Raw genomic sequence first — 25100 nt, forward strand, 5'->3', positions numbered from 1 at the left:
CACCGCCCGTTCCCCGGGGGCGCGGGCCCCTCGGCCGTCGAGCCCGTGATCACCGACCCGACGGGCGGACCCCGGGGCGTGGTTCGCCCTAGCCCCGACCCGGCCCGTACTTGCGTCCCGCGCGGGAGGTCATGCCGCCCACCATTCCGATCGGCATCAGCTTCGTCACGCCGACCAGGGCCTTGTAGCGCGGGTCCGGGACCGACAGCGTCTTGCCCCGGGCCAGGTCGTCGAGGGCCGAGGCGACCAGCTTGTCCGCGTCCAGCCACATCCAGTCCGGGATGTTGTCCGTGCGCATGCCGGCCCGTTGGTGGAACTCGGTGCGCACGAAGCCGGGGCAGAGCGCCATCAGGCGCACGCCGCTGCCGGCCAGGTCCTGTGCCGCGCCCAGGGTGAACTGCACGACCCAGCCCTTCGAGGCCCCGTACGTCCCTCGCGGCACGAACGCCGCGACCGAGGCGACGTTCACCACGCCCCCGCGCCCTCGTTTCAGCATCGCCGATGTCGCGGCCGAGGTCAGGCGCAGCACCGCTTCGCAGTGCACCTTGAGCATCCGCAGCTCGTCGGCCATGGCGACGTCGAGGTAGCGGCCCTTGGTGCCGAAACCCGCGTTGTTGATCAAGAGATCCACCGGCCGGCGGCTCTCGCCCAGTCGGCTCTCCACCGCCTCGATGCCGGCGTCCTCGGCGAGGTCGGCCCGGAGGACCTCGGCCTCGATGCCGTGCCGGTCGTGCAACTCGGTCGCCTGTTCGCGCAGCCGCCCGGAGTCGCGGGCGACCAGTACGAGGTCGTGCCCGTCCGCCGCCAGTCGCCGGGCGAACGCCGCGCCGATCCCCGCCGTCGATCCCGTAATCAATGCCGTTGTCATGGAGGTAGGTTACGGAGCCGACGGCTCCGCCGCCCCTGACGCCGCGGGACTCCCCAGGCGAGGCGGCGAGCCACCGAGGGCAAAGGGCCGGCGCGGTATCACCGGGCGGGGCAAAGCGGTACTTATCACCGCGCTATGCTCGACGGTGTGATCGAGGCCCGTCATCTCCGTGTCCTGCGCGCCGTGGCCGCCACCGGCTCCTTCTCGGCGGCCGGACGAGAGCTGGGTTGCACCCAGCCGGCCGTGAGCCAGCAGATGAAGGCGTTGGAGTCTTCCGTCGGCACCCCTCTGCTGGTGCGTGGTGGGCGCGAGATGCGCCTCACCCAGGCGGGCGAGGCGCTGGTGCGGCACGCCGCCGGCGTGCTCGCGGGGCTCGCGGCGGCAGAGGAGGAGGTCGCGGCCATCGCGGGCCTGCGCGCCGGACGGGTCCGGCTGGCCTCCTTTCCCAGTGGCAGCTCCACTCTGGTGCCCGGTGCCCTCGCGGCGCTGCGGGAGGTTCACCCCGGGACCCGGGTCTCCCTGGAGGAGGCGGAGTCGCCCCGGTCGGTGCGGTTGCTCCGAGAGGGCGAATGCGATGTCGCCCTGGCCTTCCGCTACGAGGGGGCCTCGGGTTCCGAGGAGTGGGACGACCTTGTGGTGCGGCCCCTGATGAGCGACCGGCTCGTGGCTCTGGTGCCGCGGAGCCACCGCTTGGCCGGCGCCGGCTCCCTGTCGATCGGCGACCTCGCCGAGGAACCTTGGATCGCCGGATGTCCCCGCTGTCGCGGCCGGCTGGTCGAGGTGTGCCGGGCGGCGGGCTTCGTTCCGCGGATCGACTTCGCCACGGACGACTCGCCGGCGGTCGTCGCGCTGGTGGGGGCCGGGCTCGGGGTCGCGGTCCTGCCTCGGCTCGCCGTGGAGTCGGTGCGTCTGGGCGGGGCGCGGACGGTCGCACTGGAACCGGTGGTGCGGCGGGAGATCGTCGCGCTCACGCTGCCCGATCTCGCACGGGTCCCGGCGGTCGCGGCCACGCTGGAGGAACTGGTGCGCGCGGCGGGTCGCTGACGTCCGCCCCGGGCCGCGGCGCCCCGGGTCGTCCGCCCGCCGGTGTCGTCCGACTCGGCCCCGCGAGGCCGGGTGTGTCGCCGTTCCCGGCGCCCTCGCCGCGCGTCCGACCCGTCGCGCCGCGTTCGTGGAACGCTCGCGTCGGCGGGCCCCGCGGCCCCTCGCGCGCCGCGCCTGCCGTCAGTGGCGCGGTGCGGGCTCGGTGCTCGCGTTCGAGGTCGAGACCAGGCGGTGACGGGCCCGACCCATGAGCTCCTCGCGCTCGTCCTCCGTCAGCCCGCCCCACACGCCGTAGGGCTCCCGCACCGTCAGGGCGTGGGCCGCGCACTCGGCGCGGACCGGGCAGCGCATGCAGACTTCCTTGGCCGAGTTCTCGCGAGCGCTCCGGGCCGCGCCGCGCTCTCCCTCCGGGTGGAAGAAGAGAGAGCTGTCCACCCCCCGGCACGCGGCCAGGAGCTGCCAATCCCACAGGTCCGCGTTCGGTCCGGGAAGGCGGGAGAAATCTGCCATGACAACCCCTTGCAGCCGATCTGGGTGGATACGGTGCCAACGACCGTACAACTACCATCTAAGAAGATGAAAATATGACTCATCGCGCATCTAGTCATAGACGCGGAGAAGATCAAAGAAAAGGGGCCAAACGGGGCACCAGGGGCGAGGAATGCCTCCGACTCCACCCCGTGTGACCGCGGCGCGTTCACCCGCTCACGTAGAGTGCCGAGGGCGATACACGGCCCCGTAACTCTTTCGAGTGACCGTCGTTGAGAGGGCGGAAGCGGTTGACGAGAGAAGCTCTCGGGCGTGTGTCCGAGATGGTCGACCGCACAGGTGACGATTTCGTACCAGCCTGGAGGCTCAAGGTGACGCGCATCAGTTGCGGAGGGCGGTCATGACTTCCGTCCTCGTCTGTGACGACTCCCCGCTTGCCCGAGAGGCGCTCCGCCGCGCGGTCGCGACCGTGCCCGGCGTCGAGCGCGTGACGACGGCCGCCAACGGCGAGGAAGTCCTCCGCCGCTGGGGAGCCGATCGCTCGGATCTGATTCTCATGGACGTGCGCATGCCCGGACTGGGCGGTGTGGAGACGGTCCGGCGGCTCCTCTCCGCCGATCCCGGCGCCCGCATCATCATGCTCACCGTCGCCGAGGACCTCGACGGCGTGGCGCTCGCCGTCGCCGCCGGCGCGCGCGGCTACCTGCACAAGGACGCCTCCCGGGCCGAGTTGCGGGCCACGGTCACCCAGGCGCTCGCCGACCCCACCTGGCGGCTGGCCCCGCGCCGGCTGCGCTCCGCGGAGATGGGCGCCGCGCCGACGCTCACGGCGCGGGAGATCCAGGTGCTGGAGGGCATGAGCCACGGGCGCTCCAACGCGGAGATCGGCCGGGAGCTGTTCCTCTCCGAGGACACCGTGAAGACCCACGCCCGCCGGCTCTTCAAGAAGCTCGGCGCCTCGGACCGGGCCCACGCGGTGGCGCTCGGCTTCCGGTGGGGTCTGGTGCGATAGGGCGTGCTCCGGCGGCGCCCGCCGCGTGGTCGCCCCCGCCCGCTTCGAGGTGGACGGGGGTCTTCGCGCGAGGGCCGGGGTGGTCGCGGTGCCCCGGGTCGGGGGGACGAGAAAGCGGGTGGGGGTTCCGACACCCCCCGCGGGGAGGTCGCCTCGAGGGTGCCGGCAGCGGGCGTCCGGCGGAATCCGCCGGACGCCCGCTGCTCGTTTCCTCGCCGATGCCGCATCCTTGGGGTGTGGAGTCCCACGGGGACGAGTCGGTCGAGCGGAAGGGGAGGGCGCGGGTGATGAGTTCCGGCGTGCCCGTCCACAGCGCCTCGGTGCGCGGCGCCGGGTACGGTGCCGCGGACCGCGCGGCTCCGGTGCACCATGGTCGGATGCGGGAGGACGAGAGGGCCACTGGGAACGGATCCGTCGGCGCGCTCGTGAACCGCGCGGTCGACGGAGACGAGCAGGCGACCCACGACCTGTTGGCTCGCGTCCACCCCTTGGCGCTGCGCTACTGCCGGACCCGGCTGTCGAGGCTGCCCGGCGACGCGCGGCACTTCGTCGAGGACCTCGCCCAGGAAGTCTGCGTCGCGGTGTTCCTGGCCCTGCCCCGCTACCGGGACACCGGTCGCCCCTTCGAGGCGTTCGTCTTCGCCATCGCCTCCCACAAGGTCGCCGACCTCCAGCGGGCCGCGATGCGCCAGGGCTCCACGGCCGTGCCCTCGGACGAGATGCCCGAGCGCCCGGACGACTCGCTGGGGCCGGAGGAGCGGGCGCTCCTGTCCAGCGACGCCGAGTGGGCGAAGAAGCTGCTGGCCAACCTCCCGGAGAACCAGCGCGAGCTGCTGCTGCTCCGCGTGGCGGTCGGGCTGACCGCCGAGGAGACCGGGCAGCTGTTGGGAATGTCACCCGGCGCGGTGCGGGTGGCGCAGCATCGCGCGCTGAGCCGGCTGCGGGCGTTGGCGGAGCAGTAGTCCGGCACGGGCGTTCGACGGACGGCGGGCCGGTCGGGTGCCCGGTCGACGCCCCTGCGGGGCCGGGCCGGGCGCTGTCGCCCCCCGTTCGGACGCGCGTGCCGTCCGTTTCGTGGCAAGCCACGAAGCCCGGTGCGGAGTCCGTTCGTGGAATGGGACGGCCTCGCTTCCCGTTAGCATGGACACCCGCACCGATCAAGGCCATTGGGGAAGGTGTCATGACTGCCAACGTCGACGGAGTGCCCGAGAAGTTCGCGACACTCGGGCTGACCTACGACGACGTGCTGCTGCTGCCGGGAGCCTCCGCCGTGCTCCCCAACGCGGTCGACACCTCGTCGCTGATCTCGCGCAACGTCCGGGTCAACATCCCGCTGCTCTCGGCGGCGATGGACAAGGTCACCGAGTCGCGGATGGCGATCGCGATGGCCCGCCAGGGCGGCGTCGGCGTGCTGCACCGCAACCTCTCGGTCGAGGACCAGGTCAACCAGGTCGACCTGGTCAAGCGGTCCGAGTCGGGCATGGTCACGGACCCGATCACGGTGCGTCCGGAGGCCACGCTGGCGGAGGCGGACGCGCTGTGCGCCAAGTTCCGCATCAGCGGGGTCCCGGTCACCGACCCGGCGGGGAGGCTGCTGGGCATCGTCACCAACCGTGACATGGCCTTCGAGTCGGATCGTGCGCGGCAGGTGCGCGAGGTCATGACGCCGATGCCGCTGGTGACCGGCAAGGTCGGGATCTCCGGCGTGGACGCCATGGATCTGCTGCGCCGCCACAAGATCGAGAAGCTGCCGCTCGTCGACGACGCCGGCGTTCTCAAGGGTCTGATCACCGTCAAGGACTTCGTCAAGGCCGAGCAGTACCCGCGCGCGGCCAAGGACTCCGAGGGCCGGTTGATCGTCGGCGCGGCCGTCGGGGCGAGCCCCGAGGCCCTGGAGCGGGCCCAGGCGCTGGCCGCCGCCGGGGTCGATTTCCTGGTCGTCGACACCTCGCACGGGCACAACAGCAACGCGCTGAGCTGGATGGCGAAGATCAAGTCGAGTGTCGGCGTCGACGTGATCGGAGGCAACGTCGCCACCCGTGACGGTGCCCAGGCGCTGATCGACGCCGGCGTGGACGGCATCAAGGTCGGCGTGGGGCCGGGCTCGATCTGCACCACCCGGGTGGTCGCCGGGATCGGCGTCCCCCAGGTCACCGCGATCTACGAGGCCTCCCGCGCCGCGCGCGCCGCCGGGGTCCCGCTGATCGGCGACGGCGGTCTGCAGTACTCCGGGGACATCGGCAAGGCGCTGGCGGCCGGCGCGGACACGGTCATGCTGGGCAGCCTGCTGGCGGGCTGCGAGGAGTCGCCGGGCGAGCTGCGCTTCATCAACGGCAAGCAGTTCAAGTCCTACCGGGGGATGGGCTCGCTGGGCGCGATGCGCACCCGCGGCCAGGGCCGGTCGTACTCGAAGGACCGGTACTTCCAGGCCGAGGTGGCCTCCGACGACAAGCTGGTGCCCGAGGGCATCGAGGGGCAGGTGCCGTACCGGGGGCCGCTGGCCACCGTGCTGCACCAGCTCGTCGGAGGGCTGCGGCAGACCATGGGCTACGTCGGCGCGGCGACGGTCGCCGAGATGGAGGCCAAGGGGCGCTTCGTGCGGATCACGGCCGCGGGCCTCAAGGAGAGCCACCCGCACGACATCCAGATGACGGTCGAGGCGCCGAACTACAGCAACAAGCCGTAGCGGCGCGAAGTCGGGGCGGCCTCGGCGGTCGGGGCCGCCCCGCGCCTCGGTCGGTGATACTGGAAGGCGCCGCAACGCAACAGGAAAGGCCACAGACGTGACTGAGATCGAGATCGGGCGCGGCAAGCGCGGCCGGCGGGCGTACGCCTTCGACGACATCGCGGTCGTCCCCAGCCGCCGGACCCGGGATCCGAAGGAGGTCTCGATCGCCTGGCAGATCGACGCCTACCGCTTCGAGCTGCCCTTCCTCGCCGCCCCGATGGACTCCGTGGTCTCGCCGGCCTCCGCCATCCGCATCGGCGAGTTGGGCGGCCTCGGCGTACTCAACCTCGAAGGCCTGTGGACCCGGTACGAGGACCCGCAGCCGCTTCTCGACGAGATCGCGGAGCTGGCGCCCGAGGCCGCCACCCGTCGTCTCCAGGAGATCTACGACGCGCCGATCAGGGAGGAACTGATCGGCCGGCGCATCAAGGAGGTCCGCGACTCCGGTGTGGTCACCGCCGCCGCGCTCTCCCCCCAGCGCACCGCGCAGTTCTCCAAGGCCGTCGTGGACGCGGGCGTGGACATCTTCGTCATCCGAGGCACGACCGTCTCCGCGGAGCACGTCTCCTCCTCGCACGAGCCGCTCAACCTCAAGCAGTTCATCTACGAGCTGGACGTGCCGGTCATCGTGGGCGGTTGCGCCACCTACACGGCGGCCTTGCATCTGATGCGGACCGGCGCCGCCGGAGTGCTGGTCGGTTTCGGCGGCGGCGCCGCGCACACCACGCGCAGCGTGCTCGGCATCCAGGTCCCCATGGCGACGGCCGTCGCCGACGTCGCCGCGGCGCGCCGGGACTACCTGGACGAGTCGGGCGGTCGCTACGTGCACGTGATCGCCGACGGCGGTGTGGGACGCTCCGGCGACCTGCCCAAGGCCGTCGCGTGCGGCGCGGACGCGGTGATGATGGGGTCGCCGCTGGCCCGCGGCACCGACGTGCCCGGTCGGGGCCACCACTGGGGCATGGAGGCCGTCAACGGCGAACTGCCGCGCGGCCGGCGCGTCGACCTGGGCACGGTCGGCACGCTGGAGGAGATCCTCGCCGGTCCCTCGCACACCCCCGACGGATCGATGAACTTCTTCGGTGCGCTGCGCCGGGCCATGGCCACCACCGGGTACAGCGAGCTGAAGGAGTTTCAGCGGGTGGAGGTCACCGTGGCGGATGCGCAGCACCGGAGCTGAGCGGCGGAGTCCGGCGTGTGGGGCCGGCCGCCCCGGGAGACCTCCCGGGGCGGCCGGCCCTGTCGTCTCCCCGCCAGGCGGTACGAGGGCCCGCCGGTCACAGTCGGTGGGCGGCTCCGGTGGGGGTGGCGCCCCGGGTGTCCAGCAGGAGCTGTGCCTTCACCGACAGGCCTTGAAGGTCGTAGGTGCGGTGCTGTTGGAGGAGGATCGTCAGGTCGGCGTCGGCGGCGGCCTCGTAGAGGGAGTCCGCGCGGGGGATCGGCCGGTCGAGGACGGACCAGGACGGCACGTACGGATCGTGGTAGCTGACCGACGCCCCCAGTTCGGCCAGTCGGACGGCGATCTCCAGGGCGGGTGTGCCCTGACGGTCGGCGACGTCGGCCTCGTAGGTCACGCCGAGCAGCAGGACGCCGGCCCCGCGCGCGGACTTGCCGTGCTCGTTGAGGAGCGCCGCGGCGCGCTGGACGACGTAGCGCGGCATCCGCCGGTTGACCTCGGCGGCCAGTTCCACCAGGCGCAGACCTCGGGGTGTGTGGCCGGTGAGGTCCTGGGGGGTGGAGTGGCCGCCGACGCCGGGACCGGGACGGAACGCCCGGAAGCCGTGGGGCCTGGTCTCGGCGCACCGGATGACGTCCCACAGGTCGACGCCGAGGTCGTGGCAGAGCACGGCCATCTCGTTGACCAGCGCGATGTTGACGTGGCGGAAGTTGGTCTCCAGGAGTTGGACGGTCTCCGCCTCCCTGGGGCCGCGGGCGCGGACGACCTTGTCGGCGAGGCGGCCGTAGAAGGTGGCGGCGGACTCGGTGCAGGCGGGGGTGAGACCGCCGATCACCTTGGGGGCGTTGGACGGGGTGGCGCCCCGGTTGCCCGGGTCGACGCGGCTGGGGGCGTAGGCCAGGTGGAAGTCGCGTCCCGCCCGCAGCCGTGAGCCCTCCTCCAGGATCGGTCGCAGCACCTCCTCCGTGGTGCCCGGCGGCACGGGTGATTCCAGGACGACGGTGGTGTGCGGGCGCAGGTGAGCCGCCAGCGTCCGGGCCGCGGCGGTGACCTGGTCCAGGTCCGGTTCCCCGGTCGGTCCGGTCGGGGTGGGCGCGCAGATCGCCGCGGTGCGTACCCGGCCGAGTTCGGCGGGCCCCGCCGCGGCGCGGAAACCCTGGGCCAGCATGCGGCGCGACTCGGCCGGGGTGAGGGGGCTCGCCTCGGGCCCGGTGCGGTAGCCGAGGGTGGTGATGCCCGCGGCGACGGCGGCCTGGGCCAGGGGCAGGCCGTAGGGGCCGAGTCCGATGACGGCGAGATCTGCGGGCATGGGGTGGGCCGTCCTTCCCGGTAGCCGAAGTGGGGCGGGTGCGCACGCCCGGTGGACAGGATGGACGAGCGCAAACGTCACACTAGGAGTAAATATGACCGATAGGTGGGATTGGTGACCGAGTTTCGGTGAGTCGGCCCCCGAGGTGCCCCCTCGGCGCGCCTCGGTCCCGCGAGAGGGAGGTCTCGTGTCGGCGGTCCGTCGGCCGCGTGCCCGAGGTCGGGGCCGGCCCGACCGCCCGCGGGGGTGACGTTCGGTCAGCCACCGCGCGGCGTAACGTCACCCGCGCCACCCCGGGCCGTGACCACCCTCCGAGTGAGGGACAATGGAGGCTCTGTCAGGGCGGGTTGCATGAGGGGACGCATGTCGGAGGCGGAGCGGGTGGGTACACCCCGTCAGGACAACAGCGCACGTCTCCTCGCCGGGCGGTACCGGCTGGGAGACGTGCTCGGCCGCGGCGGCATGGGGACGGTGTGGCGCGCGGACGACGAGACGCTGGGGCGCACGGTCGCCGTCAAGGAGCTGCGGTTCCCGTCGAACATCGACGAGGAGGAGAAGCGGCGCCTGATCACGCGCACCCTGCGGGAGGCCAAGGCCATCGCGCGGATCCGCAACACCAGCGCCGTCACGGTCTACGACGTCGTCGAGGAGGACGACCGACCGTGGATCGTGATGGAACTCGTGGAGGGCAGGTCCCTCGCCGACGTCATCCGCGAGGACGGCGTACTGGAACCCCGGCGCGCGGCCGAAGTCGGACTCGCCGTGCTGGACGTGCTGCGCTCGGCCCACCGCCAGGGCATCCTGCACCGTGACGTCAAACCCTCCAACGTCCTGATCGCCGAGGACGGCAGAGTGGTCCTCACGGACTTCGGCATCGCCCAGATCGAGGGAGATCCCTCCCTCACCTCGACCGGGATGCTCGTCGGCGCTCCCTCCTACATCTCGCCCGAGCGCGCCCGAGGGCACACCCCCGGCCCCGCGGCCGACCTGTGGTCTCTCGGCGGCCTGCTGTACGCCGCGGTGGAGGGAAGCCCGCCCTACGACAAGGGCTCGGCCATCGCCACACTCACCGCGGTGATGACGGAGCCCCTGGAAGAGCCCCGCAACGCGGGCCCCTTGGCCGAGGTCGTCCACGGGCTGCTCACCAAGGACCCCGCCAAGCGACTCGACGACGCGGGCGCCCGTGAGCTGCTCACCGCGGCGCTTGAGGCTCCCCGCCCCGAGGCCGCTCCGCCCGCGTCGGGCCGCGGAGGCAAGAAGAGGACGGCGACGACGGAGCGGCCCGGCGCCGAGGGCGAGTCCGGGGAGGCGCGCCCGCGCGGCGCCAAGCGCCCGACGCGCCGGGCGGGGACCGCGAGCGGGCCGGACGCGGCGCCGACGAAGGCGCCCGCCGTCGACTCGACCCCCGCACCGGACGAGGAGCCCCCCGCGTCCGGTGCCGCCTCGTCCACCGGGGAGCGCGCGGCCGGCCGGGCGGCGAAGAGCCCGACCGCCGGCCGGGGTTCGTCCTGGCCCGCCATGGCTCCGCCGGATCTTCCGGCGCGCCCCGCCCCGAGGGCCTCGCTCACCGACGTCGTGCCACGCCGGACGTTGGTGGTCGCAGGCGCCGTCGTCGTCGCCTTGCTGCTCGCGCTCGCCGCCGTGCTGGCCTTCGTGTGGGCCGGGGACGACGAGTCCCGTGCCTCGGAGGGCGGCTCGCCCGCCGGCTCGACCGCCCCGGCGAGCGGTGCCGCCGGGTCCGGCGAGGAGGAGGGATCCGACCGGACCGTGGCGGATCGCGCGAGCGGCGAGTCCGCGGAGAACGCCGCGGACGCCGGAGTGGACACCGCTCCGGGCGGTGGATCCGCCACCGAGGCGCGGGACGCGGTGGAGTCGGGGGAGTCCGAGGACGCCGCCGACACCGACGGCTCCGAAGACGAGGAAGCGGCCGACGTGGCCGGGACCCACCAGGGCGACCAGGGCTACACGATCGGACTGCCCGAAGGCTGGAGCTACCAGTCCACGGGGACGGCCGGTGATCGCTTCGCCGGGCCCGACGGGCAGAAGCTGCTGGTCGCCTGGACCACCACCCCGAAGAGCGATCCGGTCGCCGACTGGCAGGCCCAGGAGCGCTACATGCGCCGCGAGGCCTACGAGCGCGTCCACATAGAGAAGGTCGAATACCGGGGGTGGAACACGGCCGACTGGGAGTTCACCTACGTCGAGGACGGCACCGCCTACCACACCGTCGATCGGGGGTTCGTGGTGAACGACGGGCTCGGATACGCCCTCATGTACACGGCCAGGTCCGCCGACTGGTCGGACGACACGCGCCGCGAGACCTGGGCGACGTTGACCGGGACGTTCCGGCCGAAGCCCTGAAGAGGCGCCCCACGGCACGTATCGTGAGGGCGCGGACCGTACGCCGCCCGAACGAGCCGCGGCGCGCACGGTACCGACCGACCGGCGGCCGGGGGAGGAATCGTGGACGACTACGCGGGACGGGTCCTCGCCGACCGCTACCGCCTTCCGCTGCCGCCCGTCGACGCCGGCGAACCGGCCGAGACCCGCGCTTTCGACACCTACAGCGGTCAGGAGGTGCTGGTCCGTCAGGTGCCGCTGCCCGAGGTGGTCGAGGCGGAGGTGCTGGACGCCGACGGCCTCCCCGAGGGTTTCACGGCCCGGGACGGCACATCACGAGGCCCGGAGCCGAAACCCGGGGCCGCCCCGGCCGCCGCCGATCCCGTACCGAGGGCGGACCCGCTGGTGCGGCGGGCCGTGGAGGCCGCGCGGGCGGCGGCGGAACTCCCCGACCACCCGCGCCTCGACCAGGTCTTCGACGTCTTCGCCGAAGGCGGGTCCCTGTGGGTCGTCAGTGAGCTGGTGGCGGCTCGCCCGCTGGCCGCCGTCCTGGCCGAGCGGTCGTTGACCGCGTACCGGGCGGCCGAGGTGGCCGCCGACGTCCTCACCGCGCTGCGGGTACTGCACGGCCACGGATGGGTGCACCGGAACGTCACCGCCCGCACCGTGTTGATCTGCGACGACGGGCGGGTGCTGCTCACCGGGTTGGCGGTGGGCGCGGCGGAGGAGGCCCTGTGCGGCCACGACCCGCTGCCCGAGGCCGACGACACGGCCTTGCCGGACATCGCGGTCGGGCCCGGCGGGACGCCCCTGCCCGGCGCTCCGACCGGCGGCGGCGCGGGGCGGGGGGCCGCCGACGCCGGTCAGGACGGGTGGGGTGGGGTCGCGCTCCCCGGGCCGGCCGCCGAGGGACGCCGGGCAGCGGCGGCCGGCAACCGCCCGGGGGCGTCGGGCGCGGTCGCGCGGGCGTTTCCGGCGCTCGACGGGCCGTCGTCCGGCGAGGGCGGGCGGCCCGCGCCGGCGCCATCGCCGCCTACCGCGCCGGCGCCCGGGCCGCCGCCGCACGGGTCAGGGAGACGCGGGGCGAGGCGCCCGCCCTCCCCGGCCGGGACCCGTACACGGCGGGCGGGGTCACCGCCCCTCGACGGACGCACGACGCTCCGGCGCCCGGACCGAACGGCGGGGACGCCGGAGTCGCCCGCCCCGCCGCCCCGCGCCCACCCGTCCCCTCGGAGCCCCCGGGCGCCGCTCCCGGCGGCGCGCGCGGGCCCGCCGGCACCCTGGCCGCCGAACGGGCTCGGCAGGCCCGGATGTCCGTCGTCGGCCCGGTGACCGAGCGGTGGGCACCGGAACAGGCCGGCCCGGTCCACGGAAACTGGCGGTTGGCGCCCCCGGTGGGTCCCGCGACGGACCTGTGGGCACTCGGGGCGCTCCTCTTCCGCGCCGTCCAGGGGCACGCCCCCTACCCGGAGGAGTCGACGGCCGAGCTGGTCCAACTGGTCTGCGCCGAGCCGCCGGCCTTCGCCGAGGAGTGCGGACCGCTGCGTCCCGTCGTGGAGTCGCTGCTGCGCCGGGACCCCACCGAGCGGCTGGGTGCCGAGGAACTGCGCGGCTGGCTGCGCTCACTGGTGCGGTCCGCGCCCGAACCCGACGCCGGGCTGCACGTCGTGCCCGCCCCGCCCGTCGACACCGGCCGACTGCCCGTCGTACGGCGCCGGGGAGAACTGGTGCGGCGGCGCCGGGCCGGGCCGCCGGCACGATCGTCGCGGCACGGACGCCGGGAGGGGGAGCGGTCCCCGCACCGGCTCGGTCGCCTCCTGCTCCTGCTCGTCCTGCTCGGCGTCGCCGGAGCGGTGGCCTACGCGGCGCTCCTCATGCCGCGGGCCGACGCCGGCGCCGCCACCGGGGCGGGTCGGGTGGCGTCCGCCCCGTCCCCGAACGCCGTCGTGCCCGACGGGCGGACGCCTCCGGCGGGGTCCTCCGTTCCCTCCCACGCGGCGCGGGGCACGGAGACCCGGCCGGCCGGCTCCGAATCCCCGGTCGACGTCCCCGAGGGATTCACGCTCCGGACCGACCCCGAGGGCTTCCGGGTCGCGGTCGCCGAGGGATGGGACCGCTCTCCGGCGAACGACCGCGGACAAGTCGTCTATGCCGGCGGGCGGTTCCGTCTGCTGATCGTGCCCGGCCGGGACGGGACGACCGAGTACGGCACCGATCCGATGGCCTACCAGCGGGAGCGGGAGCCGGAGTTGCAGCCGTACCGCGACTCCACGTGGGCCACGTCCACGGGGATGAGGACGGTGGAGGTCGGCGGACGTGTGACGGCCGAGGGCCAGTTCACCTGGACCGGCGCCGACGGCTCCGAGCTGTACGTCCGCAACCTGGCCCTGCTGATCGACGACCGCTACCACATCGTCCAGGTGCTCGGCCCCGAATCCGAACGGGACGAGGTGACCCGGCTGTTCGAGCGGGCCGCCGCGACCTACCGCCCCGCGGGGTGACGCCCCGCCCCTCGGGGCGACACCCCCTCGGACGGGCGACCCGCACCCCACCCGGGACGGTTCGTGACGCCGTCGGTTGTCGGCCACCGCGGGGCGAGTACCCCGGAGCCGTGCCCTCCGGTGGGGCATCATGGGCCCATGGTGACCGAGGGGGACGGCGGGCGTGTGATCGCCGGCCGCTACCGGCTCGGCGAGCGGCTCGGCAGCGGCGGCATGGGGGTCGTCTGGCGTGCCACCGACGCGTTGCTCGGCCGTGAGGTCGCCGTCAAGGCACTGCCCCTGGCCGACCCGTCCGAGCCCCGCACCGCCTCCGGCGCCACGACGGAGGCCCTGCGGCGGCGCGAGCGCACCCTCCGCGAGGCCCGCGCGGTCGCGCGGCTGAGCCACCCGCACATCATCGTCGTCCACGACGTCGTCGAGGACGAGGGGCGTGCCTACATCGTCATGGAACTGATCGACGGCGGCTCGCTCGCCGACCGGCTCGTCGAGCGGGGCACGGTCCGGGCCGGCGAGGCCGCGAGGATCGGCCTCGCCCTGCTCGGCGCCCTGCGCACGGCCCACTCCGCCGGGGTCCTGCACCGGGACGTCAAGCCGTCCAACGTCCTGATCGCCGACGACGGCCGCGTCGTCCTCACCGACTTCGGCGTCGCCCACGTCGAGGGCGCCACCACGCTCACCGAGACCGGCACCTTCGTCGGCTCGCCCGAGTACACCGCGCCGGAACGGATGTCCGGGACCGGCACCGGACCGGCGTCCGACCTGTGGTCGCTGGGCGCCCTGCTGTGCACCGCGCTCAGCGGCGAGTCGCCGTTCCGACGGGACTCCCTCGGCGGAATCGTGCGCGCCGTGGTGGACGAGGCGGTCCAGGCCCCCGCGCAGGCCGCGCCGTTGGCCCCCGTCGTCCGCGGCCTCCTCGAACGCGACCCCGCGCGGCGGCTGGACGCGGAGGAGGCCGAGGGGATGCTGCGCGCCTTCCTGGCGACCGGCCGCACCCCGCGCCGACCCGGCGACGAGCGGGTGCCGCGGCGGGCCAGGCGGGGCCTGCTGCTCGCGGTGCTCCTCGCGGCCGCGACGGTCGCGGCCGGCGTCGGCACCGCCATCTTGCTCACGGGCGACCCCGGGGGCGCGGGAGGAGGCGCGCCCTCGACATCCGTGCCGGACTCCCCCTCGCCGACGCCCGCCGACCCGCCGCCTGTCCCGGCACCGTCCGCCGAGGTGGGTCCGCCCGGTGTCGCCTCGCCGCCCCAGGGCGGCACCTTCCCGTCCGGCGGTCCGTACCGGGCGGCCACCCCCGACCCCGCCGTGCCGCCCTAGATGTTCTGTCCTGGGAGGCTGTGGACGGGTGATGTAGGTCTCGGCTGAGGGATCTTGAACGGGTGAGGGCCTTCCGGGTTCGGTGTGGATCGCGACGTCCACACCGACCAGAAAGGCCCTCCCCACCGTAGTGCGCCCCTGACCGAGACCGGGCGCCTACGGCCGGCCCGCTGCGTCGTCGAGGACGGCCGGCCTCTTCGCCGGGCCGACGCCGCGCGGCACCCGGAGCCCCGGGGCCGCGGGAGGCGACGCACGGTGTCCGCGCGGACACGCGCGCCCTCCACCAGGCCGGACGCGACCGCGTCCGAAGAGAACAGGGCGGGTGTGACGGGGGTCGATTACCGACGGGTACCCAAAGCGCCTTCGGCACCCTAGGCTGCGTGGCATGACCGACGCGCAGGCCCTGGAAGAGACCGGCACCCCGACGGCCGGCGGCAACCCCCTCGCGCCCGCCCCGGCGGGCGCCCGGACCGCGGCGGACGTGGTCACCCCCGCACTCGTCGCCCGCCTCGTCAAGGACGTCGTCGGATCGGGACGCACCGCCGGCCACACCCCCCTGACCGGCGAGAAGCTGACCGATCTGCCCGCCTCGACGCCGGAGGACGTCGCCCACGCCTTCGACCGGGCACGAGCCGCCCAGGCAGGGTGGGCCCGCGTCCCGGTGCGCCGGCGCGCAGCCGTCCTGCTCCGCTTCCACGACCTCGTCCTCCAGCGGCAGGCCGAGGTCCTCGACCTGATCCAGCTGGAGACCGGGAAGGCGAGGCTGCACGCGTTCGAGGAGGTGATGGCGGTCGCGATGGCCGCCCGCCACTACGGCCGCCGGGCCGACTCCTACCTGCGCCCCAAGCGGCACGTCGGAGCGGTCCCCGTGCTGACCAAGGCCACCGAGCTGCGGCATCCGCGCGGCGTGGTCGGACAGATCGCCCCCTGGAACTACCCCCTGGAACTGTCCGTCGGCGACGCCCTCCCCGCGTTCGTCGCGGGCAACGCCGTCGTGATGAAGCCCGACACCGAGACCTGCCTCACCGCGCTGTGGGCCCGCGACCTGTTGGTCGAGGCCGGTCTCCCGCCGGGCGTCTTCCAGGTCGTCCTCGGGGAAGGGCCGGTCGTCGGGCCCGAGGTCGTCCGCCACGCGGACTACGTGTCCTTCACCGGCTCCACCCGCACCGGCCGGGAGGTGGCCCGGTCGGCGGGGGAGCGGCTGGTCGGGGTCTCCCTCGAACTGGGCGGCAAGAACCCGATGCTGGTGCTGCGGGACGCCGACGTGGACAAGGCGGCGGCCGGCGCGGTCCGTGCCTGCTTCTCCTCCGCCGGGCAGCTCTGCATCTCCGTGGAACGCCTGTACGTCCACGAGTCCATAGCCGACGCCTTCCTCGACCGGTTCGTCGCCCGCACCCGCGCGATGCGGCTCGGCGCCTCCCTCGCCTACGGCGCGGACATGGGGTCGCTGGCGGGCGAGAGGCAGCTTCAGGCGGTGCGCCGGCACGTCGAGGACGCCGTGGCGCACGGGGCGAAGGTGCTCGCGGGCGGCGTCGCCCGCCCGGACGTCGGCCCCTTCTTCCACGAGCCGACGATCCTCGACGGCGTCACCGAGGACATGGCGCTCTGCGAGGAGGAGACCTTCGGACCCGTTGTCTCCGTCTACCGCTTCTCCGACGAGGACGACGCCGTCGACCGCGCCAACGCCTCGACCTACGGGCTGAACGCGTCCGTCTGGACGAGGGACGCCGGGCGCGGCCGGCGGATCGCCGCGCGCCTGCGGACCGGGACCGTCAACATCAACGAGGGCTACGCCCCGGCCTACGGCAGCGTCCGGTCGCCGATGGGCGGCATGAAGGACTCCGGACTCGGCCGTCGGCACGGCTCCGAGGGGATTCTCAAGTACACGGAGGCGCAGACCGTGGCCCATCAGCGGCTGCTGCCGATGGCGCCCTCCCGGGGGATGGACGAGGAGACGTACACCCGCGCGATGAGCCGTGCCCTGATCCTGATGAAGACGCTCCGCCTCCGCTAGGCCCGCCGCGGGCCGGGCTCGCGTCGGCCGGACGGTCGCCCCCGCGCGAGGGGTTCCCGGACCGGCGCGCGCCGAAGGCACACGCGCGGCCGTTCCTCGCGCCTCCGCACCCCCGCACACCGTCTCGACGAGGAGAACACGTGCCGCAGGAGCGATCGGTGACCGACAGTGAGGACAAGGGACGCGGATACGACTACGACGTCGTCGTCGTCGGCTCGGGGTTCGGAGGCTCGGTCGCCGCCTTGCGGCTGACCGAGAAGGGCTACCGGGTCGGGGTCCTGGAAGCGGGGCGACGCTTCACCCGCGACACGCTGCCCAAGAACTCCTGGGACCTCGCCAACTACCTCTGGGCGCCCCGCCTCGGCCTGTACGGCCTGCAACGCGTCCACTTCCTGGGGAGCGTCATGGTGCTGGCCGGCGCCGGGGTGGGCGGCGGCTCGCTCAACTACGCCAACACCCTGTACGAACCGCCCCGGCCGTTCTTCGAGGACCCCCAGTGGCGGGACGTCACCGACTGGCGAGCCGAGCTGGAGCCGTACTACGAGCAGGGCCGGCGCATGCTGGGGGTGCGGGTCAACCCGACGACGACCGAGTCCGACACGCACCTGAAGGCCGCCGCCGAACGGATGGGCTGCGGCGAGACCTTCCACATGGCGCCCGTCGGCGTCTTCTTCGGCGACGGGGAGGACAGCGACGGGAAGACACGGGCGAGGCCGGGGCGGAAGGCCCCGGATCCCTACTTCGGCGGCGCGGGGCCGGAACGCCACGCCTGCACGGAATGCGGCGCGTGCATGACCGGCTGCCGGGTCGGCGCCAAGAACACCCTGACGGAGAACTACCTCCACCTCGCCGAGCGTGCCGGCGCGGTGATCCACCCCATGACCACGGTCGTCTCGGTCACCGAGGACGGGCGCGGCGGCCACGTCGTCGTCTGCCGCCCCACGGCCGGCCTCGGACGTGGCCGGCCCGGCCGTACCCTCAGGGCACGCCACGTCGTCCTGGCCGCCGGGACCTACGGAACCCAGACGCTCCTCCACCGCATGCGGGCGAAGGGACTCCTGCCGCGCGTCAGCGACCGGCTCGGCATGCTCACCCGCACCAACTCCGAGGCCCTGGTGGGAGCCCAGACCGACGACCGGCGCTACCGACGCGCCACCGGACGGCGACGCGTGGACTTCACCCGCGGGGTGGCGATCACCTCGTCGATCCACCCGGACGCCGACACCCACATCGAGCCGGTCCGCTATGGCAAGGGCTCCAACGCCATGGGGTGCCTGTCCACCGTCCAGGTGCCCTACGCCGGCGACGACGCGCCGGGCCTCGCGCGGGTGCGCGGCTACCTCGCGCGAGTGGCCCGACACCCGCTGCCGGCCCTGCGGTCGCTGTCCAATCGACGCTGGTCGGAGCGGACCGTCATCGCCTTGGTGATGCAGTCCCTGGACAACTCCCTCACGACCCGCCTCAGGGCGAGGGGCCTCGGCAAGGGTTCGTTGACCGCCCGTCAGGGCCACGGCGCGCCCAACCCCCGACAGATCCGGGCGGCGACCGAGTCCGCCTCGGCTCTCGCCGAGGAGATCAACGGCTTTCCGGGCTCCAATCTCGGCGAGGTGGTGGGCAGGCCGTTCACCGCGCACTTCCTGGGGGGCTGCCCCATCGGCGCCGATCGGGACTCCGGTGTGATCGACCCGTATCACCGGCTGTACGGGCACCCGGGGGTCTCCGTGGTCGACGGGGCCGCGGTCTCGGCCAATCTGGGGGTCAATCCGTCCCTGACCATCACCGCCCAGGCGGAGCGGGCGATGTCGTACTGGCCCAACAACGGAGACCCCGACCCGCGGCCCGGCCAGGGGGAGGCGTACCGCCGACTGAGCCCGGTCGCGCCGCGCAAGCCCGCGGTGCCGACCGACGCCTTCGGCGCCCTGCGGCTGCCCCTTCTCGGGGTGCCGCCGGTTCCGCCGAGGCGGTAGGGCGCACGCGCCGGCCCGCCCCGTCGGTGGACACCTCCTCGCGACCCGCCCCGGGTGGGGTCCGGTCGGCGTCGCCGGGGCCGGGAAACGCGAGAGGGACCCGCGCCCCCCTCCGAGCGCGGGTCCCTCCTGGCTCACGTGCTCAGTCGCACACGTCGTTTCTCCGTCGGCGGGTCAGGCGGGCGAACCGGTCTTGCGACGCTTCACCGCGAAGACGGCGCCGGCACCCACGACGACGGCGGCGCCGCCGATCAGGCCGATCATGGGCAGCGCGGAGCTGGAACCGGTCTCGGCGAGGCTGCCGGTGATCTCCTTGACGCCACCCTGCGGCTTCACCGCGGTGTCGGCCGGGGTGGTGGGCCTGTCACCGTTCGGCACGGCGTCCTGGACGTCGTCCGGCTTGTCGCTGGAGGCGCCCAGCACGGTCAGGTCGTAGAACTCGCCGTTGAAGCGGCAGGTGCCGTCGGCGCCCGCGTACACGGCCTCGCTCAGGGCGAGGGCGGTGCCCGCCGGGGCGGACTCGTCGATCCGCACGCGCATGTCGAAGGTGACGGTGGCGCCCTTCTCCAGGGTGCCGACCATGCCGACGAAGGAACCGGAGAAGTCGAACGACTCACCGTCGAACTCGATGCCTTCCTGGAAGGCCGAGGTCCACCGGCCGTTCTCCTTGACCTCGATCTCCGCCAGGTCGATGTAGAGCGAGGCGTCCTCGTCGTTGGTCTCCAGGTACTCGGTGTAGGCCTCGACCCAGACGTCCTTCAGGTCCGTGTCGGTGCCGTTCTCGACGACGAACCGGAACTCGTGCCAGCCGGTGCCGGCCACGATGGTGTTCGGCAGCCCGGAGAGGGTCGAGCTGATCTTCTCGTCCCAGTCCTGGTCCTCGCAGGAGGCGTAGGGGTCCCAGGTCGGCTCGCCGGGCGTGTCCGACTCGTCCTTCGACTCCTCGCCGGCCTCCTCCTCGCCGGCCTCCTCCTCGCCGGTCTCCTCGTCCCCGCCGGACTCGCCGCCGCTGCCGGCGCCCTCGGAGTTCTCCTCAGTGGCATCGCCGTCGCCGGAGTTCTCCCCGGTGGCGTCCTCCCCGGTCGTCCCCTCCCCGGTCGTCTCGTCACCGGTCGTCTCGTCACCGGTGGGGTCGCCCCCGGAGGTGTCCTCCTCGGACGGGGAGTCCTGCTCACCGTCGGCTTCGCCGCCGGTTGCGGGGGACTCGCCGCCGCCCGCGTCCGTCCCCTCGGACGTGGAGTCGTTCGGCGTGGTGTCCTCCGGGGCGGTGACGCCGGTGGAGGGGGCGGGGTCGTCGCCCGTCGCGAACGCTGCCGGGGCCGAGAGGAGGGCGAGCGGCGCGAGAACGGTCGTCGCGGCGGCGACGCCCATGGCGCGGCGAAGCTTCATGAAGACCTCGAGAGTCATGAGTGCTGCGGCGGGCGCAGCACGCGCTGATGGGCGACGTCGCGGGGTGCGGACGTGGCCCTTGGGTCGGAAGGTGTGATCATCGAGACCCTCGAATGGTTGTGCAAAGCTGACAGCATTCTTATGTGTCCTGCGTCACTTCCTCTCGGCTGGGTCGACTTGAGACCGATTCCGACAGGGGGTGGCCTCTTCGGGCGCCGGGTGGTGCGGGTCGGTGCGCCCGGCGGGGCACGCTGCGGCGTCCCCCCTCGCCGCCGTTCCTCCCGTTGGACGCTCGGGGGGAACGGCGGCGGCCGTGCCTCCCGTCGGGGTCCGCCGGTGCCGCACCGGGCGGCCCGGTCCCTCGGTAGAATCGGCAAGCGTCAGACCCCGCCCCACCGCCGGAAGGCACCTCGTGTCATCAGCGCCTCCCGCTGCCGCCGCCCCCGACACCGTCCTGGTCGTCGACTTCGGCGCGCAGTACGCCCAGCTCATCGCCCGTCGCGTCCGCGAGGCCCGGGTCTACAGCGAGATCGTACCGAGCACCATGCCGGTGGAGGAGATGCTCGCGCGCAAGCCCGCGGCGATCATTCTCTCCGGCGGCCCGTCGTCGGTGTACGCGCCGGGGGCCCCGACGGTCGATCGTTCGCTCTTCGAGGCGGGCGTGCCGGTCTTCGGCATGTGCTACGGGTTCCAGTTGATGGCGCAGGCCCTGGGGGGGACGGTCGACAACACCGGCTCCCGCGAGTACGGCCGCACCGGACTGGCCGTCTCCCGCCCGTCCTCCACCCTCTTCGAGGGCACCCCGGCCGAGCAGTCGGTGTGGATGTCGCACGGCGACGCCTGTTCCGCCGCCCCCGAGGGCTTCACCGTCACCGCCTCCACCGACATCGTGCCGGTCGCCGCCTTCGAGAACGACGCCCGCAGGCTGTACGGCGTCCAGTACCACCCCGAGGTGATGCACTCCACGCACGGGCAGCAGGTACTGGAGCACTTCCTCTACCGCGGCGCGGGCCTGGCGCCGTCGTGGACCATGGGCAACGTGATCGAGGAGCGGATCGCCGCGATCCGCGAGCAGGTCGGCGACCGTCGCGCGATCTGCGGTCTGTCCGGCGGGGTGGACTCGGCCGTCGCCGCCGCGCTCGTCCAGAAGGCCATCGGCTCCCGGCTGACCTGTGTCTACGTGGACCACGGACTCATGCGCAAGGGCGAGACCGAGCAGGTCGAGAAGGACTTCGTCGCCGCGACCGGTGTCCAGTTGAAGGTCGTGGACGCCGCCGAGCGGTTCCTGGACGCCTTGCGCGGGGTCTCCGACCCCGAGGAGAAGCGGAAGATCATCGGACGGGAGTTCATCCGGGTCTTCGAACGGGCCCAGGCGGAGATCGTCGCCGACCAGGGGCCGGCGGTGGAGTTCCTCGTCCAGGGGACCCTCTACCCGGACGTCGTCGAATCCGGTGGCGGCACCGGAGCGGCCAACATCAAGTCGCACCACAACGTCGGCGGGCTCCCCGAGGACCTGGAGTTCGGGCTCGTGGAGCCGCTGCGCCGACTCTTCAAGGACGAGGTCCGGATGGTCGGTCAGGAACTCGGGCTGCCGGAGGAGATCGTGCAGCGACAGCCGTTCCCCGGCCCCGGCCTCGGTATCCGCATCGTCGGGGAGGTGACCCGGGACCGACTCGACCTGCTGCGCGAAGCCGACGCCATCGCCCGCGAGGAGTTGACGGCCGCGGGCCTCGACCGCGACATCTGGCAGTGCCCGGTGGTCCTGCTCGCCGACGTGCGCTCCGTCGGCGTCCAGGGGGACGGGCGGACCTACGGTCACCCCGTCGTCCTGCGTCCGGTCTCCTCCGAGGACGCCATGACCGCCGACTGGTCCCGACTCCCGTACGAGGTGCTCGCGCGGATCTCGACACGGATCACCAACGAGGTCGCCGACGTGAACCGGGTCGTGCTGGACGTGACCAGCAAGCCGCCGGGCACCATCGAGTGGGAGTGAGGCGCGCCTGACGGCGGCGTGCCTCGAACCGGCCGGGCACGTCGTGGGAGCGCTGCGCCGACACCCCGGCGAAGCCCCGCGCCGAGGGGGCGCTCACGTGCGGCGGACGCCGCGCACGGGCCGCCCCGGCTTCCAGACCTGCACGAGGAGTCGCGTCCCGTCCTCGACCGAGGTCCGCACGACCTCGGTGATCTCGACGCGGAAGAGGTGGAACGGCTCCAGCCCTTCCGCCTCTTCGCCGTAGACGGCCCTGCGACGCTCCTCCGCGACCTCGACGGCCCGTCCCCCGATCCGCACGTCGCCCCCGCCCATCCCGGTGCCCTCGCCCGGGTTGGCCTGGAGCGCGAAGCGGGGGTCACGGCGCAGGTCGAGCGCCTTGGCCGAGTCGGCCATCATGCCGAGCCACACCTCGCCGTCGGAGAATCGCGCCTCCAGCCCGGACGTGCGGGGCGAGCCGTCCGGGCGCAGGGTCGCCAGGACGTGGTGCCGGTAGGCGGCGAAGCGTGCCTCCACGGTCGCCGCGAGATCGGGTTCGGCGGCGCTGAACCGCGCCCAGTTCGCTGTCATGTCGAGAGTATCCGCGCGATACCGGACATCCTCCGTCCGGTATCCCCGGCGAGTCCGCGCGGGCGACCGGCCCCGCCGCGCCGGCCGCGGAGTACCCGGACGGCAGGATTGCGGAGGGCCCCCGCGACGCACGTATGGTGCGGAGGACCCGGACGGAGCGGCGAGAGGCGGCTTTCGGTGATGACCCACGGCAGTCACACGGACGGGCGAACGGTGGGCCGGGGAGGGTTGCGGGAGACCGCGAGCCGCCACGCCTTGGCGCCGTTGCGCCTCTTCCTCGGCTTCACCTTCCTCTACGCGGGGTTGGACAAACTGACCGACGGCGCCTTCCTCCGGGACTCGGGTGCCGGCTCCATCGGGGATCTGATGCGGGCCGTCCGCGACTCCTCGGCCGTGCCCGCGCTCGTCGATCTGGGTCTGGCGAACCCGGTCGGGTTCGGATACGTCGTCGCCTGCGGCGAATTGGCCGTCGGCCTGGCGACGCTGGTCGGGCTGCTGGCCCGCGTGGCCGCCCTCGGCGGGGCGCTGATCTCGCTCAGCCTCTGGCTGACCGTGAGCTGGGCCGCCGATCCCTACTACTACGGCAACGACCTCCCGTACCTGATCTGCTGGGTGCCCCTGGTGCTGGCGGGGGCCCCGTACTGGTCGCTCGACGCCCGCCTCGCCGCCCGTCGTCGCCGGTTTCGGCCCGGGGCGTGGTGAGCGTCGGCCCGATGTCCTGAAGCAGGCCGCCCGGCGGTGTTCGTCGGGCCGACCCCGGGCCCGCCTCCACGGCGTGGTGCGCGCGCGTCTCCCCCCTTCCGCAGGGGTGAGATGTCAGGATGCGCCCCATGTCGCCCCGAAACACCCCTGTCGCGAGCGAGCGCGATGGTGGGAAGGCGCGGCGGAGGGTTCTGGTCGCGGCGTACTGCGGTCTGTTCGCCATCAACGCCAACCTCATGATCACGTACATCGCCGCCTTCGACATCCGGGGCCGGCTGGAGCTGGGGGAGTCCGGCCTCCAGTGGTTCGCGGGCGTCTACAGCCTCGGCATGGCCGCCACGGTGATGGTCGCCGCCACACTGGCCGACACCCTCGGCGTGAGGCGCGTCTACACCACGAGTCTGCTCCTGTTCATGGCGTGCTCGGTGTGCGCCACCCTCGCACCGGGCATCCCGGTGCTGCTGGCGGTGCGGGGGGTGCAGGGGGCGGCGAGCGCCGCCGTGCTCGTGACCTCCCTGGCCCTGGTCGGCTCGGTCGGCGGATCCCCGGCCACCGCCGCGCGGGCCGTGGGCGGGTGGGTGGCCGTGGGCGGTACGGCGGTCGCGGTGGGGCCTCCGTTGGGAGGGTTCCTGACCGAGACGACGGGCTGGCGCAGCGCCTTCCTGGCGGCCTTCCCCTTCGCCGCGTGCGCGGCGGCGGCCACCTGGCGCGGGGTCGTCGACTCCCGCCTCGGGGGGCGGGTCGCGTTCGACTGGTGGGGCCAGGTTCTCTTCGTTCTCACGGTGACGGCGCTGACCCTGGTGCTCATCCAGGGGCGCTCGTTCGGATGGACCTCCTGGCCGACACTGCTGCTGTGCTCGTCGACCGCGGCCGGGCTCGTCGGATTCCTCCTCCGCGAGGCGCGCGCCCGCGAGCCCATGCTGGACGTGAGCCTGTTCCGTGACCGGCTGAACTCGCTCTCGGTGACGGTGTTGTTCTTCGCCGCCTTCTGCAACGAAGGCGTCTACTTCGTCGCCGTGCAGTACTACCGGAACATCCGCGAACTCTCGCCGCTGCTCATCGGCTTGTTCGTCCTGCCTTTCGCCATCGGGTACACGGTCGTCGCCCTGCGGGTGGGGTGGGTCACCGCGCGGGCGGGCCTGCGCTCGACGCTCCTGCTCGGCCAAGTGGCCATGGTGCTCGGGCTCTTCCTGATGATCTTCGGGTTTCCGCTCGGCGGGGGTGCCGTTCCGGCGGGAATGGCCCTTGTCGGCGTGGCCTCGGCCCTTCTGATCACCCCGGTCGTGTCGGTCACCCTCCGGAACGCCCCCCGAGGTCGGTCGGGCATGGTCTCCGGCATCGTGAACACCCAGCAGCCGCTCGGCGGAGCGCTGAGTTTCGCCGCCCTGGGCACGGTGCTGACGGGGTGGCTCGGCCTCACCCTCGGGGAGGACTTCGACGAGGATCTCCGGGCCGGTGAGGAGGAGGGGCACGACGCGAACGCCCACCCGGCGACCAACGGTGTCAGCGCGATCGTCCGGTACTTCGACGTGCCGGTCGCCGACCTCGCGGAGCGCGAGTTCGTGCGGGCCAGTCAGATCAGCATGGGCGTCGCGGCGTTGGTAGCCGTCCTCGTGCTGGGCGTGCTCCTCGCCCTCTTCCCCCGGGACGCCGACCGCCGGGTCCGAGCGGGCTCGTAGGCCGCCC

General features: G+C 73.5%; 19 protein-coding genes. 14 read left to right on the top strand and 5 right to left on the bottom strand.

The window, feature by feature from the left end:
• Positions 1-88: 88 nt before the first annotated feature.
• Entirely contained in the window at positions 89-868 is a 780-nt protein-coding gene (locus tag JEK78_RS13970; RefSeq protein ID WP_200258971.1) for an SDR family oxidoreductase, read from the bottom strand.
• 147 nt (positions 869-1015) lie between these two features.
• Between JEK78_RS13970 and JEK78_RS13975 the strand changes: the two genes are divergently transcribed.
• A complete protein-coding gene (locus JEK78_RS13975; protein WP_200264158.1) occupies positions 1016-1912 on the top strand; it encodes a LysR family transcriptional regulator in 897 nt (298 codons plus the stop codon).
• A 180-nt stretch (positions 1913-2092) separates the two neighbouring features.
• Here JEK78_RS13975 and JEK78_RS13980 read toward each other — a convergent pair whose 3' ends face one another.
• Positions 2093-2422, bottom strand: a complete 330-nt coding sequence (locus JEK78_RS13980; protein WP_200258972.1) for a WhiB family transcriptional regulator — start codon at positions 2420-2422, stop codon at positions 2093-2095.
• Positions 2423-2801: 379 nt separating this feature from the next.
• On the opposite strand from JEK78_RS13980, the gene JEK78_RS13985 reads away from it, so the two are divergent.
• The 4 genes from JEK78_RS13985 to JEK78_RS14000 all read left to right on the top strand — a co-directional run bounded on the left by JEK78_RS13985 (position 2802) and on the right by JEK78_RS14000 (position 7321).
• Positions 2802-3413 (top strand): response regulator transcription factor, encoded by a 612-nt coding sequence (locus tag JEK78_RS13985; protein ID WP_003948568.1) that lies wholly within the window; start codon positions 2802-2804, stop codon positions 3411-3413.
• Positions 3414-3790: 377 nt separating this feature from the next.
• Positions 3791-4375 (top strand): sigma-70 family RNA polymerase sigma factor, encoded by a 585-nt coding sequence (locus JEK78_RS13990; protein ID WP_200264159.1) that lies wholly within the window; start codon positions 3791-3793, stop codon positions 4373-4375.
• Between the two features lie 218 nt (positions 4376-4593).
• Entirely contained in the window at positions 4594-6099 is a 1506-nt protein-coding gene (gene guaB / locus JEK78_RS13995) for an IMP dehydrogenase (protein ID WP_200258973.1), read from the top strand.
• Between the two features lie 97 nt (positions 6100-6196).
• Positions 6197-7321: a GuaB3 family IMP dehydrogenase-related protein gene (locus JEK78_RS14000; protein ID WP_200258974.1), complete on the top strand. Its 1125-nt coding sequence runs from the start codon at positions 6197-6199 to the stop codon at positions 7319-7321.
• Between the two features lie 97 nt (positions 7322-7418).
• On the opposite strand, the gene JEK78_RS14005 is transcribed toward JEK78_RS14000, so the two are convergent.
• Positions 7419-8627 (bottom strand): nucleotide sugar dehydrogenase, encoded by a 1209-nt coding sequence (locus JEK78_RS14005; protein ID WP_200258977.1) that lies wholly within the window; start codon positions 8625-8627, stop codon positions 7419-7421.
• Between the two features lie 363 nt (positions 8628-8990).
• Between JEK78_RS14005 and JEK78_RS14010 the strand changes: the two genes are divergently transcribed.
• The 6 genes from JEK78_RS14010 to JEK78_RS14030 all read left to right on the top strand — a co-directional run bounded on the left by JEK78_RS14010 (position 8991) and on the right by JEK78_RS14030 (position 18763).
• Positions 8991-10988, top strand: coding sequence for a serine/threonine-protein kinase (locus JEK78_RS14010; protein WP_200264160.1), 1998 nt, complete (start codon positions 8991-8993; stop codon positions 10986-10988).
• Positions 10989-11090: 102 nt separating this feature from the next.
• On the top strand, positions 11091-12299 hold the full coding sequence (locus JEK78_RS23680; protein ID WP_277953040.1) for a protein kinase: 1209 nt from the start codon (positions 11091-11093) through the stop codon (positions 12297-12299).
• Positions 12278-13468 carry a serine/threonine protein kinase gene (locus JEK78_RS23380; RefSeq protein WP_242483070.1) on the top strand — a complete coding sequence of 397 codons (1191 nt, stop codon included), beginning with the start codon at positions 12278-12280 and terminating at the stop codon, positions 13466-13468. The genes JEK78_RS23680 and JEK78_RS23380 overlap by 22 nt, the downstream gene beginning before the upstream one ends.
• Before the next feature lie 138 nt (positions 13469-13606).
• Positions 13607-14782, top strand: a complete 1176-nt coding sequence (locus JEK78_RS14020; RefSeq protein WP_200258979.1) for a serine/threonine-protein kinase — start codon at positions 13607-13609, stop codon at positions 14780-14782.
• 385 nt (positions 14783-15167) lie between these two features.
• Complete coding sequence (locus tag JEK78_RS14025; RefSeq protein ID WP_200258980.1) at positions 15168-16796, top strand: succinic semialdehyde dehydrogenase; 1629 nt, start codon at positions 15168-15170, stop codon at positions 16794-16796.
• Between the two features lie 158 nt (positions 16797-16954).
• Positions 16955-18763, top strand: coding sequence for a GMC family oxidoreductase (locus tag JEK78_RS14030; RefSeq protein WP_200258981.1), 1809 nt, complete (start codon positions 16955-16957; stop codon positions 18761-18763).
• Positions 18764-18937: 174 nt separating this feature from the next.
• Here the strand turns inward: JEK78_RS14030 and JEK78_RS14035 are convergent, their stop codons facing one another.
• Positions 18938-20152, bottom strand: coding sequence for an LAETG motif-containing sortase-dependent surface protein (locus JEK78_RS14035; protein ID WP_200258982.1), 1215 nt, complete (start codon positions 20150-20152; stop codon positions 18938-18940).
• 412 nt (positions 20153-20564) lie between these two features.
• Here JEK78_RS14035 and guaA point away from each other — a divergent pair, with 412 nt between their 5' ends.
• On the top strand, positions 20565-22145 hold the full coding sequence (guaA, locus tag JEK78_RS14040; protein WP_200258983.1) for a glutamine-hydrolyzing GMP synthase: 1581 nt from the start codon (positions 20565-20567) through the stop codon (positions 22143-22145).
• A gap of 93 nt (positions 22146-22238) precedes the next feature.
• Here the strand turns inward: guaA and JEK78_RS14045 are convergent, their stop codons facing one another.
• Positions 22239-22712, bottom strand: coding sequence for a pyridoxamine 5'-phosphate oxidase family protein (locus tag JEK78_RS14045; protein WP_200258984.1), 474 nt, complete (start codon positions 22710-22712; stop codon positions 22239-22241).
• Positions 22713-22892: 180 nt separating this feature from the next.
• Here JEK78_RS14045 and JEK78_RS14050 point away from each other — a divergent pair, with 180 nt between their 5' ends.
• Together JEK78_RS14050 and JEK78_RS14055 are read left to right on the top strand one after the other, a co-directional pair.
• Positions 22893-23414 (top strand): DoxX family protein, encoded by a 522-nt coding sequence (locus JEK78_RS14050; protein ID WP_200258986.1) that lies wholly within the window; start codon positions 22893-22895, stop codon positions 23412-23414.
• Positions 23415-23542: 128 nt separating this feature from the next.
• Positions 23543-25093: an MFS transporter gene (locus JEK78_RS14055; protein ID WP_200258988.1), complete on the top strand. Its 1551-nt coding sequence runs from the start codon at positions 23543-23545 to the stop codon at positions 25091-25093.
• The last annotated feature ends 7 nt before the right edge of the window (positions 25094-25100 follow it).

This window comes from Streptomyces sp. HSG2, assembly GCF_016598575.1.
Taxonomy (GTDB): Bacteria; Actinomycetota; Actinomycetes; order Streptomycetales; family Streptomycetaceae; genus Streptomyces.

Excerpts from the sequence above, each read along its gene's own strand:
- JEK78_RS13970 (WP_200258971.1), bottom strand. The coding sequence starts at position 868 with ATGACAACGGCATTGATTACGGGATCGACGGCGGGGATCGGCGCGGCG.
- JEK78_RS13980 (WP_200258972.1), bottom strand. The coding sequence starts at position 2,422 with ATGGCAGATTTCTCCCGCCTTCCCGGACCGAACGCGGACCTGTGGGAT.
- JEK78_RS13985 (WP_003948568.1), top strand. The coding sequence starts at position 2,802 with ATGACTTCCGTCCTCGTCTGTGACGACTCCCCGCTTGCCCGAGAGGCG.
- JEK78_RS13990 (WP_200264159.1), top strand. The coding sequence starts at position 3,791 with ATGCGGGAGGACGAGAGGGCCACTGGGAACGGATCCGTCGGCGCGCTC.
- guaB (WP_200258973.1), top strand. The coding sequence starts at position 4,594 with ATGACTGCCAACGTCGACGGAGTGCCCGAGAAGTTCGCGACACTCGGG.
- JEK78_RS14005 (WP_200258977.1), bottom strand. The coding sequence starts at position 8,627 with ATGCCCGCAGATCTCGCCGTCATCGGACTCGGCCCCTACGGCCTGCCC.
- JEK78_RS14010 (WP_200264160.1), top strand. The coding sequence starts at position 8,991 with ATGTCGGAGGCGGAGCGGGTGGGTACACCCCGTCAGGACAACAGCGCA.
- JEK78_RS23380 (WP_242483070.1), top strand. The coding sequence starts at position 12,278 with ATGTCCGTCGTCGGCCCGGTGACCGAGCGGTGGGCACCGGAACAGGCC.
- JEK78_RS14020 (WP_200258979.1), top strand. The coding sequence starts at position 13,607 with ATGGTGACCGAGGGGGACGGCGGGCGTGTGATCGCCGGCCGCTACCGG.
- JEK78_RS14025 (WP_200258980.1), top strand. The coding sequence starts at position 15,168 with ATGACCGACGCGCAGGCCCTGGAAGAGACCGGCACCCCGACGGCCGGC.
- JEK78_RS14035 (WP_200258982.1), bottom strand. The coding sequence starts at position 20,152 with ATGAAGCTTCGCCGCGCCATGGGCGTCGCCGCCGCGACGACCGTTCTC.
- JEK78_RS14045 (WP_200258984.1), bottom strand. The coding sequence starts at position 22,712 with ATGACAGCGAACTGGGCGCGGTTCAGCGCCGCCGAACCCGATCTCGCG.
- JEK78_RS14050 (WP_200258986.1), top strand. The coding sequence starts at position 22,893 with ATGACCCACGGCAGTCACACGGACGGGCGAACGGTGGGCCGGGGAGGG.
- JEK78_RS14055 (WP_200258988.1), top strand. The coding sequence starts at position 23,543 with ATGTCGCCCCGAAACACCCCTGTCGCGAGCGAGCGCGATGGTGGGAAG.